The organism is Oceanospirillum sediminis, from assembly GCF_014164585.1.
Classification (GTDB): Bacteria; Pseudomonadota; Gammaproteobacteria; order Pseudomonadales; family Halomonadaceae; genus Oceanospirillum; species Oceanospirillum sediminis.
Window position 1 is genome coordinate 1 of sequence record NZ_JACJFM010000008.1, and the last position, 15,095, is coordinate 15,095.

General features: G+C 48.7%; 13 protein-coding genes. 4 read left to right on the top strand and 9 right to left on the bottom strand.

The features are described from left to right. The coding region (locus tag H4O21_RS08065; protein ID WP_182808351.1) for an MCP four helix bundle domain-containing protein at positions 1–584 on the bottom strand (584 nt) is incomplete at its 3' end. Positions 585–827: 243 nt separating this feature from the next. Here H4O21_RS08065 and H4O21_RS08070 point away from each other — a divergent pair. Further along, entirely contained in the window at positions 828–1,292 is a 465-nt protein-coding gene (locus H4O21_RS08070; protein WP_182808352.1) for a tRNA (cytidine(34)-2'-O)-methyltransferase, read from the top strand. A gap of 74 nt (positions 1,293–1,366) precedes the next feature. Here the strand turns inward: H4O21_RS08070 and ntrC are convergent, their stop codons facing one another. The 6 genes from ntrC to H4O21_RS08100 all read right to left on the bottom strand — a co-directional run bounded on the left by ntrC (position 1,367) and on the right by H4O21_RS08100 (position 7,804). Next, complete coding sequence (gene ntrC, locus H4O21_RS08075; protein ID WP_182808353.1) at positions 1,367–2,800, bottom strand: nitrogen regulation protein NR(I); 1,434 nt, start codon at positions 2,798–2,800, stop codon at positions 1,367–1,369. Then, complete coding sequence (gene glnL, locus H4O21_RS08080) at positions 2,797–3,870, bottom strand: nitrogen regulation protein NR(II) (RefSeq protein WP_368737534.1); 1,074 nt, start codon at positions 3,868–3,870, stop codon at positions 2,797–2,799. The genes ntrC and glnL overlap by 4 nt, the downstream gene beginning before the upstream one ends. 286 nt (positions 3,871–4,156) lie before the next feature. Next, entirely contained in the window at positions 4,157–4,495 is a 339-nt protein-coding gene (locus tag H4O21_RS08085; RefSeq protein ID WP_182808354.1) for a hypothetical protein, read from the bottom strand. A gap of 128 nt (positions 4,496–4,623) precedes the next feature. Next, a complete protein-coding gene (gene glnA / locus H4O21_RS08090; protein ID WP_182808355.1) occupies positions 4,624–6,030 on the bottom strand; it encodes a glutamate--ammonia ligase in 1,407 nt (468 codons plus the stop codon). A 230-nt stretch (positions 6,031–6,260) separates the two neighbouring features. Next, the gene (locus tag H4O21_RS08095) at positions 6,261–6,491 is read right to left on the bottom strand and encodes a sulfurtransferase TusA family protein (protein WP_182808356.1); all 231 of its coding nucleotides are present in this window, start codon (positions 6,489–6,491) and stop codon (positions 6,261–6,263) included. Between the two features lie 263 nt (positions 6,492–6,754). Next, positions 6,755–7,804, bottom strand: a complete 1,050-nt coding sequence (locus H4O21_RS08100; RefSeq protein WP_182808357.1) for a tRNA (5-methylaminomethyl-2-thiouridylate)-methyltransferase — start codon at positions 7,802–7,804, stop codon at positions 6,755–6,757. 367 nt (positions 7,805–8,171) lie between these two features. On the opposite strand from H4O21_RS08100, the gene typA reads away from it, so the two are divergent. Together typA and H4O21_RS08110 are read left to right on the top strand one after the other, a co-directional pair. Next, a complete protein-coding gene (gene typA, locus H4O21_RS08105) occupies positions 8,172–9,992 on the top strand; it encodes a translational GTPase TypA (RefSeq protein ID WP_182808358.1) in 1,821 nt (606 codons plus the stop codon). Positions 9,993–10,105: 113 nt separating this feature from the next. Then, positions 10,106–10,780, top strand: a complete 675-nt coding sequence (locus H4O21_RS08110) for a prolyl hydroxylase family protein (RefSeq protein WP_182808359.1) — start codon at positions 10,106–10,108, stop codon at positions 10,778–10,780. A 72-nt stretch (positions 10,781–10,852) separates the two neighbouring features. Here H4O21_RS08110 and bamJ read toward each other — a convergent pair whose 3' ends face one another. Together bamJ and H4O21_RS08120 are read right to left on the bottom strand one after the other, a co-directional pair. Further along, a complete protein-coding gene (gene bamJ, locus H4O21_RS08115; RefSeq protein WP_182808360.1) occupies positions 10,853–11,563 on the bottom strand; it encodes a BamJ family beta-barrel-assembly machinery protein in 711 nt (236 codons plus the stop codon). Between the two features lie 400 nt (positions 11,564–11,963). Next, entirely contained in the window at positions 11,964–12,500 is a 537-nt protein-coding gene (locus H4O21_RS08120) for a TIGR02444 family protein (RefSeq protein WP_182808361.1), read from the bottom strand. A gap of 56 nt (positions 12,501–12,556) precedes the next feature. Between H4O21_RS08120 and H4O21_RS08125 the strand changes: the two genes are divergently transcribed. Then, positions 12,557–14,476, top strand: a complete 1,920-nt coding sequence (locus tag H4O21_RS08125) for an ATP-binding cassette domain-containing protein (protein WP_182808362.1) — start codon at positions 12,557–12,559, stop codon at positions 14,474–14,476. The last annotated feature ends 619 nt before the right edge of the window (positions 14,477–15,095 follow it).

Sequence of the window (15,095 nt, forward strand, 5' to 3'; positions counted from 1 at the left end):
CGTAAACAATCGGTATCAGCAAGTAATGCCTTAACCCTGTTATTTTGTGGGCAGCTGCCAGATATCTTTGACCGGGCAGCTGAATAGTTACGTGCAATCTTGTCACTGATAGGATCAATGGTGCTGTAAAGCGTGCCATCAAACTGATCCAACAAGCCTTTCTGAGTACCTTTCATACCAGAGAGTTTATCCTGTAGAGCATCAATCGACTGATTGGCCTGCAGAAAAAGTACCTGGGCTTCTTTTACCAGTTGCGCTTCCTTCTCTGTCATGTCAGTCGCTGTATACACTTTCCAGGTTTTATCAATACGGCTCTGAGCTTCCTGAATACCCCGATAAGCCTCCTCAGCACTCATAAGTCCTGCATTAGTTTTATTCACGGCATCAATAATCAATACGGCGTAATCAGTACTGATCAGATAAAGATTTTTAAGGGGGACAACCCGATCATCATAAATCGTTGCCACCCCGTCGTTAGACGCTTTGAGTTCCGTCTCAGCAATGAAAAATGTGGCTAACAGGCCAATCACTGGCATAACCATCATTAAGGCCAGCTTCCTGCCTACAGAAAGTTGATTCAGCATGCAAATATCCCTCATAACTCTGGTTATTATAATTAGAGCATGCGCACTAAATTAGTGCACCACTAAGCCATTCTAGCCTCTTAACAGAGATATGAATATATAAAAACACCAATAGTGTGCATTAATGTGTATTTGTCATACTTTTTTGTAAGCAATCAGTCAGTCACGTTTAAATTTACTCGGGCATTATGAGCTGATACAGAGTAATATCAGCCAGTTAATACCTTTACCTGTAAGAGCCTTATGTTTGAAATCGCCTTATATGAACCCGAAATAGCACCTAATACAGGCAATATCATTCGCCTCTGCGCTAACACCGGATGCTATCTGCATCTGATCGAGCCTTTAGGTTTTGATCTGGAAGAAAAAAAACTGAGACGGGCCGGGCTGGACTACCATGATCTGGCCCGGATGAGTCGACATAAGAATTTCAGCGATTTCATGGCCGAGGTACAGGGAAAAAGGGTTTTCCCCTGTACAACTAAAGCAAAGGGGTTTGCTTCAGATATGGCCTTTCAGGCCGGTGATATATTACTGTTCGGACCGGAAACACGAGGGCTGCCAGCCGATGTTCTGGAGCAATTTGATCCGCAGCAGTGGCTAAGAATTCCTATGATACCCACCAGTCGTAGCCTTAACCTGTCCAACGCAGTATCAGTGATCGCCTATGAAGCCTGGCGGCAGATCGGTTTTGAAGGGGCCGTGTAATCTCTGACTATGGAAGAAAAGCACAGACACAATCAGAAAAGCGGTTATAACCGGAGCAAACGGCAGGCTGCGAGTTACTCAACAGCCTCATCTTCTTCACCGTTAGAATCCAGATTCAACTCCTTAATCTTACGTGTCAGCGTATTTCTGCCCCAGCCCAGCAGCTCAGCAGCATCCCGGCGTCGGCCTGCAGTATGCTTCAGCGCCACCTCAATCATCACCTTTTCAAACTCAGGCACGGCAATATCCAGAATACCCTTCTGTCCCTGAGCCAGAGCCTGATCCGCCCAGTTATTCAGCGCTCCTTGCCAACGGCTGCCCGTATCCTGCCCAGCCTGCTTCTGCTCCATCAACTCAGGCGGAAGGTCATCCATATGCACTTCGCGGCCAGAAGCCATCACTGTAATCCAGCGACAGGTATTTTCCAGCTGTCGGACATTGCCAGGCCAGCTCAGCTGCTGCATATAATCTACGGTATCCTGCAACAGCACCTTAGGCTCTACCCCCAGTTCTTTTGCAGCTTTACCCAGGAAAAAATCCGCCAGACGCGGGATATCCTCACGGCGCTCACTCAGTCTGGGCAGGTGAACCCTTATCACATTCAGGCGATGGAACAGATCTTCACGGAAACGGCCTTCCTGCACCAGGTTTTCGAGATCCTGGTGAGTTGCAGCAATGATCCGGACATCCACTTTCACTGGTGTATGTCCGCCTACCCGATAAAACTCACCGTCAGCCAGCACCCTTAATAAACGGGTCTGAGTATCAGCAGGCATATCACCGATTTCATCCAGAAACAGAGTACCGCCATCAGCCTGCTCAAAACGCCCCCGACGCTGGGTGTTAGCACCGGTAAAGGCTCCTTTTTCATGACCAAACAGCTCAGACTCAATCAGATCTTTAGGAATAGCAGCCATATTCAGAGGAATAAATGGGCTCTGTACCCTGGGACTGTGCTGGTGCAACGCATGGGCTACCAGCTCTTTACCTGTCCCGGACTCACCGTTAATCAGTACAGTAATATTGGAATGAGACAAACGCCCTATCGCCCGGAAAACCTCCTGCATAGCAGGCGCTTCACCAATAATCTCGGTACTGGGCAAGGGCTGAGCTTCAATCTGGGCAGAAGCCTGCTCCTGAGCATGACTGATCGCCCGCTTCACCAGGGCAACGGCTTCATCCACATCAAAAGGTTTTGGCAGATATTCAAAAGCGCCCCCCTGATAAGAGGCCACAGCACTTTCCAGATCCGAGTGCGCCGTCATCACGATGACCGGCAGATCCGGATAACTATCCTGAATCCGGGATAACAGCTCAAGACCATCAATACCCGGCATACGAATATCAGTAATCAGGGCATCCGGTGAGTCTTTACCTAAAGCATGCAAGACCTGTTCTGCCTGCTCAAAGACACTGACATCCATACCTTCCTGTTCCATGGAACGTTCTAATACCCAGCGGATAGAACGGTCATCATCGACGATCCATACGTTTGAAGGACTGTTCATTTTTTATGCTCCAATGGAATCAATAAACGAAATACGGTTTTTCCGGGATGAGATTTACACTCAATCAGGCCATGATGCTGATGCAGAATAGTCTGTGCAATTGACAGCCCCAGTCCTGTGCCTGATGCTCTGCCGGTCACCAGTGGATAAAACAGGGTTTCCATCAGCTCTGACGGAATACCCGGACCGTTATCAATAATATCAACCTGACACAGCAGACGATGTCGCTCCGCCCCCAGTGTAAACTGGCGTTTGGCGCGAGTTCTGAAAGTAATACAGGCATTCTGTGTCTGGCTTTCCTGCAGCGACTGCATCGCATTACGCACAATATTCAGTACCGCCTGTATCAACTGCTCTCTGTCAGCGGTCATATCAGGCAGGCTGGGATCATAATCCCGGATAAGGCGAATCTGCCCACCCGTTTCAGCACGAACCAGAGCAAAAACATGCTCAAGAATCTCATGAATATTCAACGCACCAATATTGGGCATCTTTCTGGGACCCAGCATACGGTCCACCAGATTTCTCAGCCGGTCCGCTTCACTGATAATAACCTCGGTATAATCTTTCAGGCTGTCATCCGGCAAGGCACGTTCCAGCAGCTGAGCAGCTCCACGGATACCACCCAGGGGGTTTTTAATCTCATGCGCCATCCCCCGCACCAGGGTTCTCAGGGTCTCCTGCTGAGCAAACAGCTCCTCTTCCCGGCTGATTCTCAATAAACGATCTCTGGCCTGTAATTCAACCACTAATACGTAGCCATCCTGCGTCAGTATAGGGCTGACGGTGTAATCGACAACCTTCTTTTCACCGTTCGACAACGTAACTCCGGTTTCCCGTTTGGTAAACGGATGTCCGGCACTGGCCGCCTGGCGCCAGGCAGACTCAGTGTCATTGTCCTCGGTAAATAACACAGACAATGGCTGACCAATGGCTCTGTTAGCACCGCAGGCAAACAACATCTCTGCTGCCGGGTTCAGATAAACCAGCTGCAGCGATTTATTCAGCTGAATAACCGCTGTACTGAGGTTATCCAGCAATAACTTATGACTTTCAGATGTAATAGCCACAGTGCTTCCCTCCTTAATAGGGATGCAAAAGCAAAATATGAACCAGAAAAATACAAGTGTTTAAAAAATATGGACTTGTCAGCTATCAAGGGGGCTTCGCGTACACTTTTTTATAGAAACACGGCACCTCAGATATTTACAGCACGCCTATCGCACCATTATAGAGCACAATAAAAAATCCCGTTGGTGCAGCATGCAATATTCTGGTGCAAAGCACTTTTCAGGGAATATAAAAATTAAGATCAGGGTATGGAAAAAGCTTTTCTCTGCGGTCAGAAAAAGCCCGTCAGTGGGGGATATTAATTATCAGGCGTGGACTCAGAGCAACGGGCTTACCCTGCTGATCCAGTATCCGGGCGCGGACTTTATGATGACCACGGGAAAGGTTGTGCAGCAGAAAATACTCGGTATGTAACGGACTCTGGCACACCTTACCATTACACAGTAACTCTGCAGTATGGCCGGTTTGCAGAGCAGGCTGACTGTACATACGAATAATACGCTGCTCCTTCTGATCCGTATGCAGACTGATCAGGCGAACACTTTTATAGGGGGTATCTGCCAGACAATAGCTCCCTGACATTATCAGCCAGATAAAACTGATCCGTAACAGAGCTGACAACATTCTATATTCCGGATTGAAGCGAACAACCACCATCGCCATGAGCGATGCTTTTCAGGCAACAATAAAAAAACCCCTGCAGAGCAGGGGTTTTAAATTCTCTTCTGAGAAGAGAGCGGAAATCTTAACGATTACACACTGTAGTACAGATCGAACTCAACCGGGTGAGTGGTCATGTTTACGCGTGCAACGTCTTCTTTCTTCAGCTCGATGTAAGCATCGATCATGTCATCAGTAAATACGCCACCCTGAGTCAGGAACTCACGGTCCGCATCCAGAGCGGCCAGTGCCTCTTCCAGAGAAGCTGCAACGGTTGGGATCTCAGCCGCTTCTTCTGCTGGCAGATCGTACAGATCTTTATCAGCAGGATCGCCAGGGTGGATCTTGTTCTGAACACCGTCCAGAGCCGCCATCAGCAGAGATGCAAACGCCAGGTATGGGTTAGCGATTGGATCAGGGAAACGAGCCTCAACACGCTTAGCTTTAGGGCTGGAAGTGTAAGGAATACGCAGAGAAGCCGAACGGTTACGTGCAGAGTAAGCCAGCATTACCGGAGCTTCGAAACCTGGAACCAGACGCTTGTAAGAGTTAGTACCCGGGTTACAGAAAGCGTTCAGTGCTTTAGCGTGCTTGATGATACCACCAATGGCAAACAGAGCAGACTCAGACAGACCTGCATACTGGTCACCGGCAAACTGGTTTACGCCGTCTTTCCAGTAAGACAGGTGAACGTGCATACCAGAACCGTTATCACCCACTACAGGCTTAGGCATAAAGGTCGCCGTTTTGCCATATGCGTGAGCAACGTTGTGTACAACGTATTTCAGCATCTGAACTTCGTCAGCTTTCTTAACCAGAGTGTTGAACGCTACGCCGATTTCGTTCTGACAAGCAGTCGCCACTTCGTGGTGGTGAACTTCTACGTTCAGACCAATCTCTTCCATCACGTTACACATAGTGGCACGGATGTCGTGTACAGAGTCAACTGGTGGAACCGGGAAGTAACCGCCTTTAACGCGAGGACGGTGACCCATGTTACCGCCTTCCATTGACTTCTCAGAGTTCCAGGCTGCTTCTTCAGAATCGATCTTCACGAAGCTACCGGACATGTTGGAATCCCAACGCACGTCGTCAAAGATGAAGAACTCAGGCTCAGGACCGAAGAATGCGGTGTCGCCCAGACCAGTAGACTTCAGATACTCTTCTGCACGCTTAGCAACAGAGCGCGGGTCACGCTCGTAGCCCTGCATGGTCGCAGGCTCGATGATGTCACAACGCAGAACCAGAGTCTTATCTTCGAAGAACGGGTCCAGGAAAGAAGAAGAATCATCCGGCATCAGGATCATGTCGGATTCGTTAATGCCTTTCCAGCCAGAGATAGAAGAACCGTCGAACATCTGGCCTTCTTCGAAGAAGTCTTCGTTAACATAACGGGCAGGAATGGTTACGTGCTGCTCTTTACCTTTCGTGTCGGTAAAACGCAGATCTACCCACTTAACATCATTCTCTTCGATTAGCTTCAGAGTTTGCTCTGACATTGCTTGTCCTCCAATGGAGCTTTCGCTTGGTTGTCAAAATCGTGTTTATTTTTTTATCACGATTGGAAAGCTGTACGCCTTCCTTCGGAATTACCTCTTCTTTAGCAATACTAGTGCCATGAATTAAAAACCCATGCTAACCAACGAGTTATGCTCAGAAAGAAGAATTGCCGCACGCCCTTTTGCACCAAAGAAGTGCATCATAATAAATGATCGCACTATTTTGGCTCTTACTCTTTTACAACTTCAATCTCTATAATAATCTCATCCCTGTTTTCTTCCGTTGAGACCAAAGTATGACCATGTACCCGACACCAGGCCGGAATATCGTGTAGTGTACCCGGATCAGTACAATAAACCACCAGATGATCACCATTTTCCAGGGAAGCAATCTTGTTCTGTGTACGGATAACAGGGATAGGGCACAGCAGGTTACGGGCGTTCAGTTCATGTTGGTTCATAGATACGGACCTGAAGAATAGACCTGATGGTCAGAATGATTATGAAAAACAGACATTATGATATGCGCTGTTTTTGTGCAGGAATGGATTCTGGCCCGGTACAGATGAATTCACCTGCACCGGGCTGATACGGGATCAACCCTATGGATATTCTGTCTGAATACGTCCACGATAATAATGCATTGACGATGCTTCAGATACAGACGGGCGCTCCGCAAGGCAACTTCTGATATTTAATATCAGAATGGCTTACAACAGAGAGATTAATGAATATACCAGTCGTCAGGGATCTCTTCCGCTGGCATCGGCTTCACTGTCAGCACCTGCTCCGGGCCATTGTGTTTCTGAACGTAGTTCACAACCACTTCATCCGCATCACGTCCCTGACTGAAACGCGCGACAACACGGGCTGCATTCTGGATATCTTCTTCCGATGGCGTACCGTCGATCAGGGTCAGTGGACCACCATGACTGGTCGGATACAGATAACTGTACATAGGGCGATAGCCGCGCATAAAGTTATTTTCACCCTGCTCACGGCTGACAATCAGCTTAAAGTGTTTCGCTGGACGAATATGGCGTCCTACTTTCAGCAGCATAATGTCGTCTACCTCGTAGTTACGCTCACCACGGGAATCCCACATATCCTGCAGCTTGTTACTGTAGCTTTCGTCGGTCAGGAAACAACAACCACCAGCAGGCTGCGACCATTCAGAGAAGCCCAGCTGTTTCGCCAGTGCAAACTGAGGCTTACGGTTACGGCCATGAAAATCAAACAACTCATCACGATTGACCCACCCCTCACGTTCAGGCAGGGTTTCAGTCAGATGCTTAGCACACAGAGGGCGCAGCAGGCGGTCTTCAATTTTAGATTCACGGGCAATAATAGGCATGGTTTCTTTACGCTGAGACTTCGGACGCTGACCGATCACTTCACCGGTAATCACAAAGTCAAAGTCATTATCCATACACCACTGCCAGGCACGACTGACCATATCGATTTTACAATCAAGACAGGGATTCAGGTTTTGCCCATAGCCATGCTTCGGATTCAGTACAATATCTTTGTACTCTTCCGAGATATCAATAATGTGCAGTTTGATGCCCAGCTGCTCAGCCACCCATAACGAGCTGTTCTTCTTCTCTTTTTCCTTATCCTTCTTACGAATGGCATGGGTATGCCCCTCGACACAGAATCCCGTGTAAAAGTTGATACCTTCAACGTGAATGCCCTGATCCTGAATAACCTTGGTAGCCAGCATGGAATCCAGTCCGCCGGAAATCAGAGAAACGGCCTTGCGTTGTTTACTCATGTCTCACCCGTTTAGAACGACAAAAAAGCGGGATTTTACCGAATCGACGCCAGATAGAAAGTTAAAATCACGACTTTTTATCGACGCCTTGTGATCCTTTTACTCAGGAGTTTCGTAACCGACTGTTTTTGCTTAAAACTTGCACAGACCTGAGCCTGCAGGGACAGGGATCTGTATTACAGACAAAGAAATTCATATAACCGCAACGGTAAAGTGTGTACAATCTCCAGCCTTTTTATTTTTCCTTTGCTATCTTTCAGATGGCAAAAACGTCCAGAGATCTGGGTCCGCTCTTTAGATTGCTTAAGGGTTTATCTATCGTGTGGTGTGGCCGGTCTATTATTTTTGAGCAGGCGAAATACTCCGAATGTCTTCAGATATCAGTAAGTTACGCAATATTGCAATTATTGCGCACGTTGACCATGGTAAAACCACTCTGGTTGATGCCCTTCTTCAGTTCTCCGGCACCCTGGATCGTCGTGACGCTGGTGCAGAGCGCGTTATGGATTCCAACGACCAGGAAAAAGAGCGTGGTATTACCATTCTGGCGAAAAACACCGCCATCAAGTGGAACGACTACCGTATCAACATCGTAGATACTCCTGGGCACGCTGATTTCGGCGGTGAAGTAGAGCGTGTACTGTCCATGGTTGACTGTGTACTGCTGCTGGTTGACGCTCAGGACGGCCCTATGCCACAGACCCGTTTCGTAACCTCTAAAGCGTTTGAGCGTGGTCTGAAGCCGATCGTTGTGATCAACAAAATCGACCGTCCGGGTTCTCGTCCTGACTGGGTGATGGATCAGGTATTTGACCTGTTCGATAGCCTGGGCGCCACTGACGAGCAGCTGGACTTCCCTGTGGTATACGCGTCTGCACTGAACGGTATCGCCGGTGATGATCCGGAAGAGATGGCGGATGATATGAAGCCGCTGCTGGATATGATCATTGATCGTGTTCCTGCACCGGAAGTGGACCCTGACGCAGCGTTCCAGATGCAGATCTCTGCACTGGATTACGACAGCTACGTAGGTGTAATCGGTATCGGCCGTATTACCCGTGGTAGTCTGAAGCCAAATCAACAGGTCGTGATCAAGGATATCGAAGGTAAAGAGCGTAAGGGTAAAGTCCTGAACGTTAAAGGTTACCTGGGGCTGGAGCGTGTGGATACAGACCTGGCAACTGCCGGTGATATCGTATGTATCAATGGTATTGATGGCCTGAGTATCTCTGATACGCTGTGTGATCCTGAGCAGGTTGAAGCACTGCCTCCTCTGACCGTTGACGAGCCGACCGTAAGCATGACCTTTATGGTGAATGACTCTCCGTTTGCGGGTAAAGAAGGCAAGTTCGTCACCTCACGTAATATCAAAGAGCGTCTGGATCAGGAGCTGATCCATAACGTCGCGCTGCGTGTAGCACAGGGTGATACTGCGGATAAATTCATCGTTTCCGGTCGTGGTGAGCTACACCTGTCGGTTCTGATTGAAACCATGCGTCGTGAAGGCTTCGAGATGGGCGTTTCTCGTCCAGAAGTAATTCAGAAGGATGTGGACGGCGTACTGATGGAACCCTATGAAAACGTGGTGATCGATGTTGAAGATCAGCACCAGGGTTCAATCATGGAAGAGATGGGTCTGCGTAAAGGTGAGCTGACCAACATGGAGCCAGACGGAAAAGGCCGCGTTAAGCTGGAGTTCACCGTGCCTTCCCGTGGTCTGATCGGTTTCCGTGGCCAGTTCCTGACTCTGACTTCAGGCTCCGGTATCATGACCAGTGTATTTGACCGTTACGACACCGTTAAAGACGGTGAAGTCGCTAAGCGTCAGAACGGTGTTCTGGTGTCTATGGTGAAAGGTAAGACGCTGGCATACGGTCTGTTCGGCCTGCAGGACCGTGGTCGTCTGTTCCTGGGTCACGGTGTGGAAGTATATGAAGGTCAGGTGATCGGTATTCATTCACGTAGCAATGATCTGGTGGTTAACCCGACTAAAGGTAAGCAGCTGACTAACGTTCGTGCCTCTGGTACTGACGAAGCGCTGACCCTGACGCCGCCAATCAAGCACACGCTGGAGCAGGCGCTGGAATTCATCGAAAACGATGAGCTGGTAGAAGTAACACCAGAATCCATCCGTATCCGTAAGAAGCTGCTGACTGAAAACGAGCGTAAGCGCGCGAAGAACAAGTAACAGCTTTTCTGCCTGATACTAAAAAGCCGACAGTAATGTCGGCTTTTTTGTTTTCCCGACAATTAAAGCAGGTTAAAGTAAAGGCCACCCTCACCAGGAAAAGGAAGCAGCTGATGACCCGGATACCGGTCGATTACGACTCTGGCCTGAAAATAAATAGCACACCACCTGTCTATCTGTTTGAAGACTTTCTCTCTTCAGAAGAGGCTGCAATGATCATTGAAGCAGCAGAGTCAAAAATGAAGCGGGCCACCGTCAGCTCAGATAAAGCCGGAGTTGAAAGTAAAGGCCGTACCGGAAGGAACTGCTGGCTGCCTCATAATCACACCCCTCAGCTATTGAAGCTGGCACAGCGTATCAGCAAATTAGTGGGTATAGATCTGATTAAAGCAGAGTCTTTTCAGGTAATCCACTATGGGGAAACTCAGGAATATGCAGCACACTTTGACGGCTGGGACAGCAGTACCGACAGAGGTATTCGCTGTATGCAAAAAGGCGGACAACGACTGATTACCTGCCTGATCTATCTGAATGATGTAGAAGCCGGTGGTGGTACCGGATTCCCGAAACTGGATGTTGAAGTGAAAGCTAAGCAGGGGCGCATGGTGATTTTCCATAACTGCCATGAAGGTACAAATCAGCGCCACCCGGATAGCCTGCATGGTGGCTTACCCGTTGAGAAAGGAGAGAAATGGGCTGTTAACTTATGGTTCAGGGAAAAACCTTATCAGCAACAACAGCTTAAACCCGGAGTACCTATCCGGCAGAAATTCAGTAAAGTTTTCTGACTTCAGCTCTTTCTGAACACATATAATAAAAAACGGGGCCATGCCCCGTTTTTTATTCAACTGATGCAGAGATCAGCCTTCTTTCTTTTCTTTGCTTTCTGGATTGATATCCAGCAGCTCAACTTCAAAAATCAGAGTTTCGTTAGGGCCAATCGCACCACCGGCACCACCTGGGCCATACGCCAGCCCGGAAGGAATAAACAGCTTCCACTTACTGCCAACACTCATCAGCTGCAGTCCTTCCTGCCAACCCGGAATAACCTGATTCAAAGTAAAGGTTACCGGCTCACCACGCTGCAAAGAGCTGTCAAATACCTGACCGCTGATCAGTTTTCCCTCATAGTGAACTTTAACCTGATCCGTTGCCGCAGGTTTAGCACCATTACCCGCTGTCAGCACCTGATACTGCAAACCAGATTCAGTGGTTTTTACATCGGATTTTTTACCATTTTCAGTCAGAAAATCTTCACCTTTTTTCAGATTCTCTTCTGCTGCTTTAGCCTGAGCCTCCTGCTGCTCCTGAATCTTCTTCTGCTGGAAAGCCTGCATAGTCTGGCCCACTTCAGCGTCGGTCATCTTCATCTCTTTACCGGCATAAAGGTCTTTAATCGCCTGCGCCATAACATCAACATTCAGGTTTTCAACATCCTGTTTCAGACGCTGACCCATAATCATGCCCAGGCTGTAGCTCAGACGATCGTCTTCTGTTTTCAGCTCAGTTGCAGCCATAACAGGTGTGGCCAGCAGACCGCTCAGGGCCAGGGTCAGTAATGCTTTTTTCATGAAAACTCCTTCATGGGATTAATCTTAACCCCTTGTTTATATTTATCAGCGCATCTGCGATCTTATTGGCTGGCGCTTAAGAATAGCTTAATTCAGTTTCTGTTACTGAGTACCGAATCGACAACCATTACATCAGATAGTTCGGTTCTGGCAGAGAAAAGCCTGAACTCAGGCAGGTACTCATAATTAGCATCAGAGCCATCACCAGTATCCGAATCGATATAGCAGACCCGATATACCAGTGATGATATAACCAGAAACTACAGCAAACCGGCTTCAGTCATAACTGACTGATGGGGGCAAAATACCTCCAGTTCAACAGTCAGAGAACAAATAAAAGCTTTAATATCCCCGACACTAGCAGAATATAAACGCATGAACTGTGTCCGGGTCTTCATATTTATAATTCTGTAACCAGCTGGTGCGCCCGCTCTTCATCAATAACTTTCTCTGCAATTTTCGCTAGTTGCTGCTGGGACGTCAGACTCAGCGTCGTGTCCTTAACGACAAAGGACAAATTGGTTTTCAAAGCCTGCTCACGATCCTCAGCCGTAACCAGCCCTTTCCTCAGGCTGTACAGCAGATAAAGCAGAGCCTGCTCATGCTGTTCGGATAACAACTCAGCCTGCAATAAGTGGCTTTGCAGCTTCTGCAGATGCGGTTGTGCCGTTGCCATCGGTTTCAGCTGGCGACGCTGCTTCCTTAAAGGCACCACATACTGATTGTGCCAACCCAGTACAGGCTCTACCTGCTGCGCCCAGTCTTCTGCATACGACATATTCTGTGTCGCCAGCCAGCAGGAGAATAATAACTGGTTAACCATAATATTCTGATGATCCTGCAGATAGATACAGGCGGCTTCCACCTCATCCAGGCGATAGAGTTTCGTAGAAAAAAGCCAGAATGGGTTATCATACTCCAATGAGATTTCTGACATGTTGCCTGCCTCCGGGCCAGCGATAATTTTTACTATTTGATATCCGTTACCAGACAATGATTACACTAGAACGCCTGAGCCTGCAACGTGGAACCCAGATTCTGCTGAAGGACACCTCTCTGATTATTCACCGTGGCCAGCGCATCGGCGTTGTAGGAGCCAATGGTGCCGGTAAATCCAGCCTGTTTAAACTGTTATTAGGGGAACTACACCCGGATACCGGTGATCTTTCAATGCCGGGCAATTTGCGTATTGCCCATATGGCTCAGGAAGTTCACGCGCTGGATAAAACAGCCCTGGAGTACGTACTGGATGGCGATAAGGTACTGCGCCAGATTCAACAGCAGCTGACAGATGCTGAAGCCTCTGGCGACAATCACGCCATTGCCGCCCTGCACGCCAGAATGGAAGAGGTTCATGGTTATACTGCCGCTAACCGGGCAGAACAACTGCTGCTGGGGTTAGGCTTTACTATGGCTCAGACTCAGCTGCCGGTTAAATCCTTTTCCGGTGGCTGGCGTATCCGTCTGAATCTGGCCCAGGCGCTGTTGATGACCTCGGACTTACTGCTGCTGGACGAACCCACCAACCACCTGGACCTGGATGCTACGCTCTGGCTGGAAAACTGGCTGAAACAATATCCGGGAACCCTGCTGTTGATTTCTCACGACCGGGATTTCCTCGACAGTGTGACCGAAGGCATCGCCCATTTCGAACATCAGAACATTACGCTTTATCGGGGCAACTACTCGGCGTTTGAAATCATGCGCGCTGAACGCCTGTCTCAGCAACAGGCCCAGTTTGAGAAGCAGCAGGTACGTATCGCCCAGATCGAGAACTTTGTCCGCCGCTTTAAGGCCAAGGCTTCAAAAGCCAAGCAGGCCCAGAGCCGGGTAAAAGAGCTGGAACGCATGGAAAAAATTGCTCCGGCACATGTTGATTCACCGTTTGAGTTCACCATTCCCTGTTCTGAGAAAACCTCTTCACCACTACTGGTTCTGGACCAGGCCAATATCGGCTATGGCGACAAAACCATCCTGCAACAGGTGAATCTGAGTCTGCTACCAGGCATGCGAATTGGCCTTCTCGGCCCTAACGGCGCCGGTAAATCCACTCTGATTAAAACCATGGTCGGCGACGTTCAACCTCAGGCAGGTATCTTTACCGCTGGTGAAAACCTGAAGGTGGGTTACTTTGCTCAGCATCAGCTGGAAGCGCTGGATCTTGCTGCTTCGCCTTTGCTGCATGTGCAACGTATGTCGCCTAAGGTGTCAGAACAGGAGATTCGTAACTATCTGGGCGGTTTCGGCTTCAGAGGAGATGATGCTGACACCGAAGTCAGCCGCTTTTCCGGCGGCGAAAAAGCCCGCCTGGCACTGTCACTGATCGCCTGGCAGAAACCAAACCTGCTGCTGCTGGACGAACCCACCAACCACCTGGATCTGGAAATGCGTCTGGCATTGACTATGGCGCTACAGGCTTTTCCGGGCGTGGTGATTATGGTATCCCACGATCGTCATATGCTGCGTAATACCGTAGACGAATTCTGGCTGGTCTGTGATGGCCAGGTTCAGCCTTTTGACGGTGATCTGCCAGATTATTATCAGTGGATGAAACAGCGGACTCAGGAGCTGAACAAACCCTCTCAGAGCACAGCTAATACTGATAGTCAGGACGTCAAACGAGATCGTAAAGAGGAACGTCGCCTGGCGGCACAGCGTCGGGAGCAGCTGCGTCCACTGAAAAAACAGCTGGATAAACTGGAGAAGCAGCTGGATAAGGTTCAGTCCGAGCTATCGGATATTGAACAGGCGATGGCCGAGCCGGATATCTATGAAGCCGCCAATAAAGACAAGCTGCAGGTATTGTTAAAGAAACAGGGTGAATTGAGCCAGCAGGCTGAAAGCATTGAAGAGGAATGGATGCTGATTCAGGAAGAGCTGGAAGCTCTGGAAGCAGAACTGGAAGCCGAATAATCAGACCTCATTCGGATGAGTATACCTGAGACAGAGAGATCCGTTATCTGTAGCGGATACTCTTATCGGCATAGCGATATCCGTCCACACAAAATGAGAATCAATATCATAAATTATGATATATACCGACATGGATAGACAGATCCAGTCTGAAAACCGGACAGCAGTAAATGCAGATCAGAAAGAGTGAAAAATACAACAGAGCACTATGGAGTGAATACTCTGACAGGACTGATAATTCCCCTCAGTTTTACGGGTTATTTCCTGTTATCAAACATCAATACAGTTTTTTCCTCTACTCGTTGTGCACTTGCGCCAATGTTCTATTGACATCTGCATGGCTCTGTTAGAACCTACTTCTCCTTATTTTACGGGCGTAGAGATAATGGGTGACCCCCCGAAGTCTACGTGAAGGGTAAACAGGCTAATTTACCCGCCGAAGGAATAGCAGGCCCAGGTTTATCCGCCAGGCCTGGCTGACGCCCCGACCCGCATATACCCGTGCGAAGAAGAGTGCAGGACCCACCCGGTCCTAAGTGCCAGGTAAGGCAGCCTTGTCATGAGCCTGCATGACTAAGCGATGTTGAAGGTGGCTGCCCTTTATCAGTCACCTCACTTG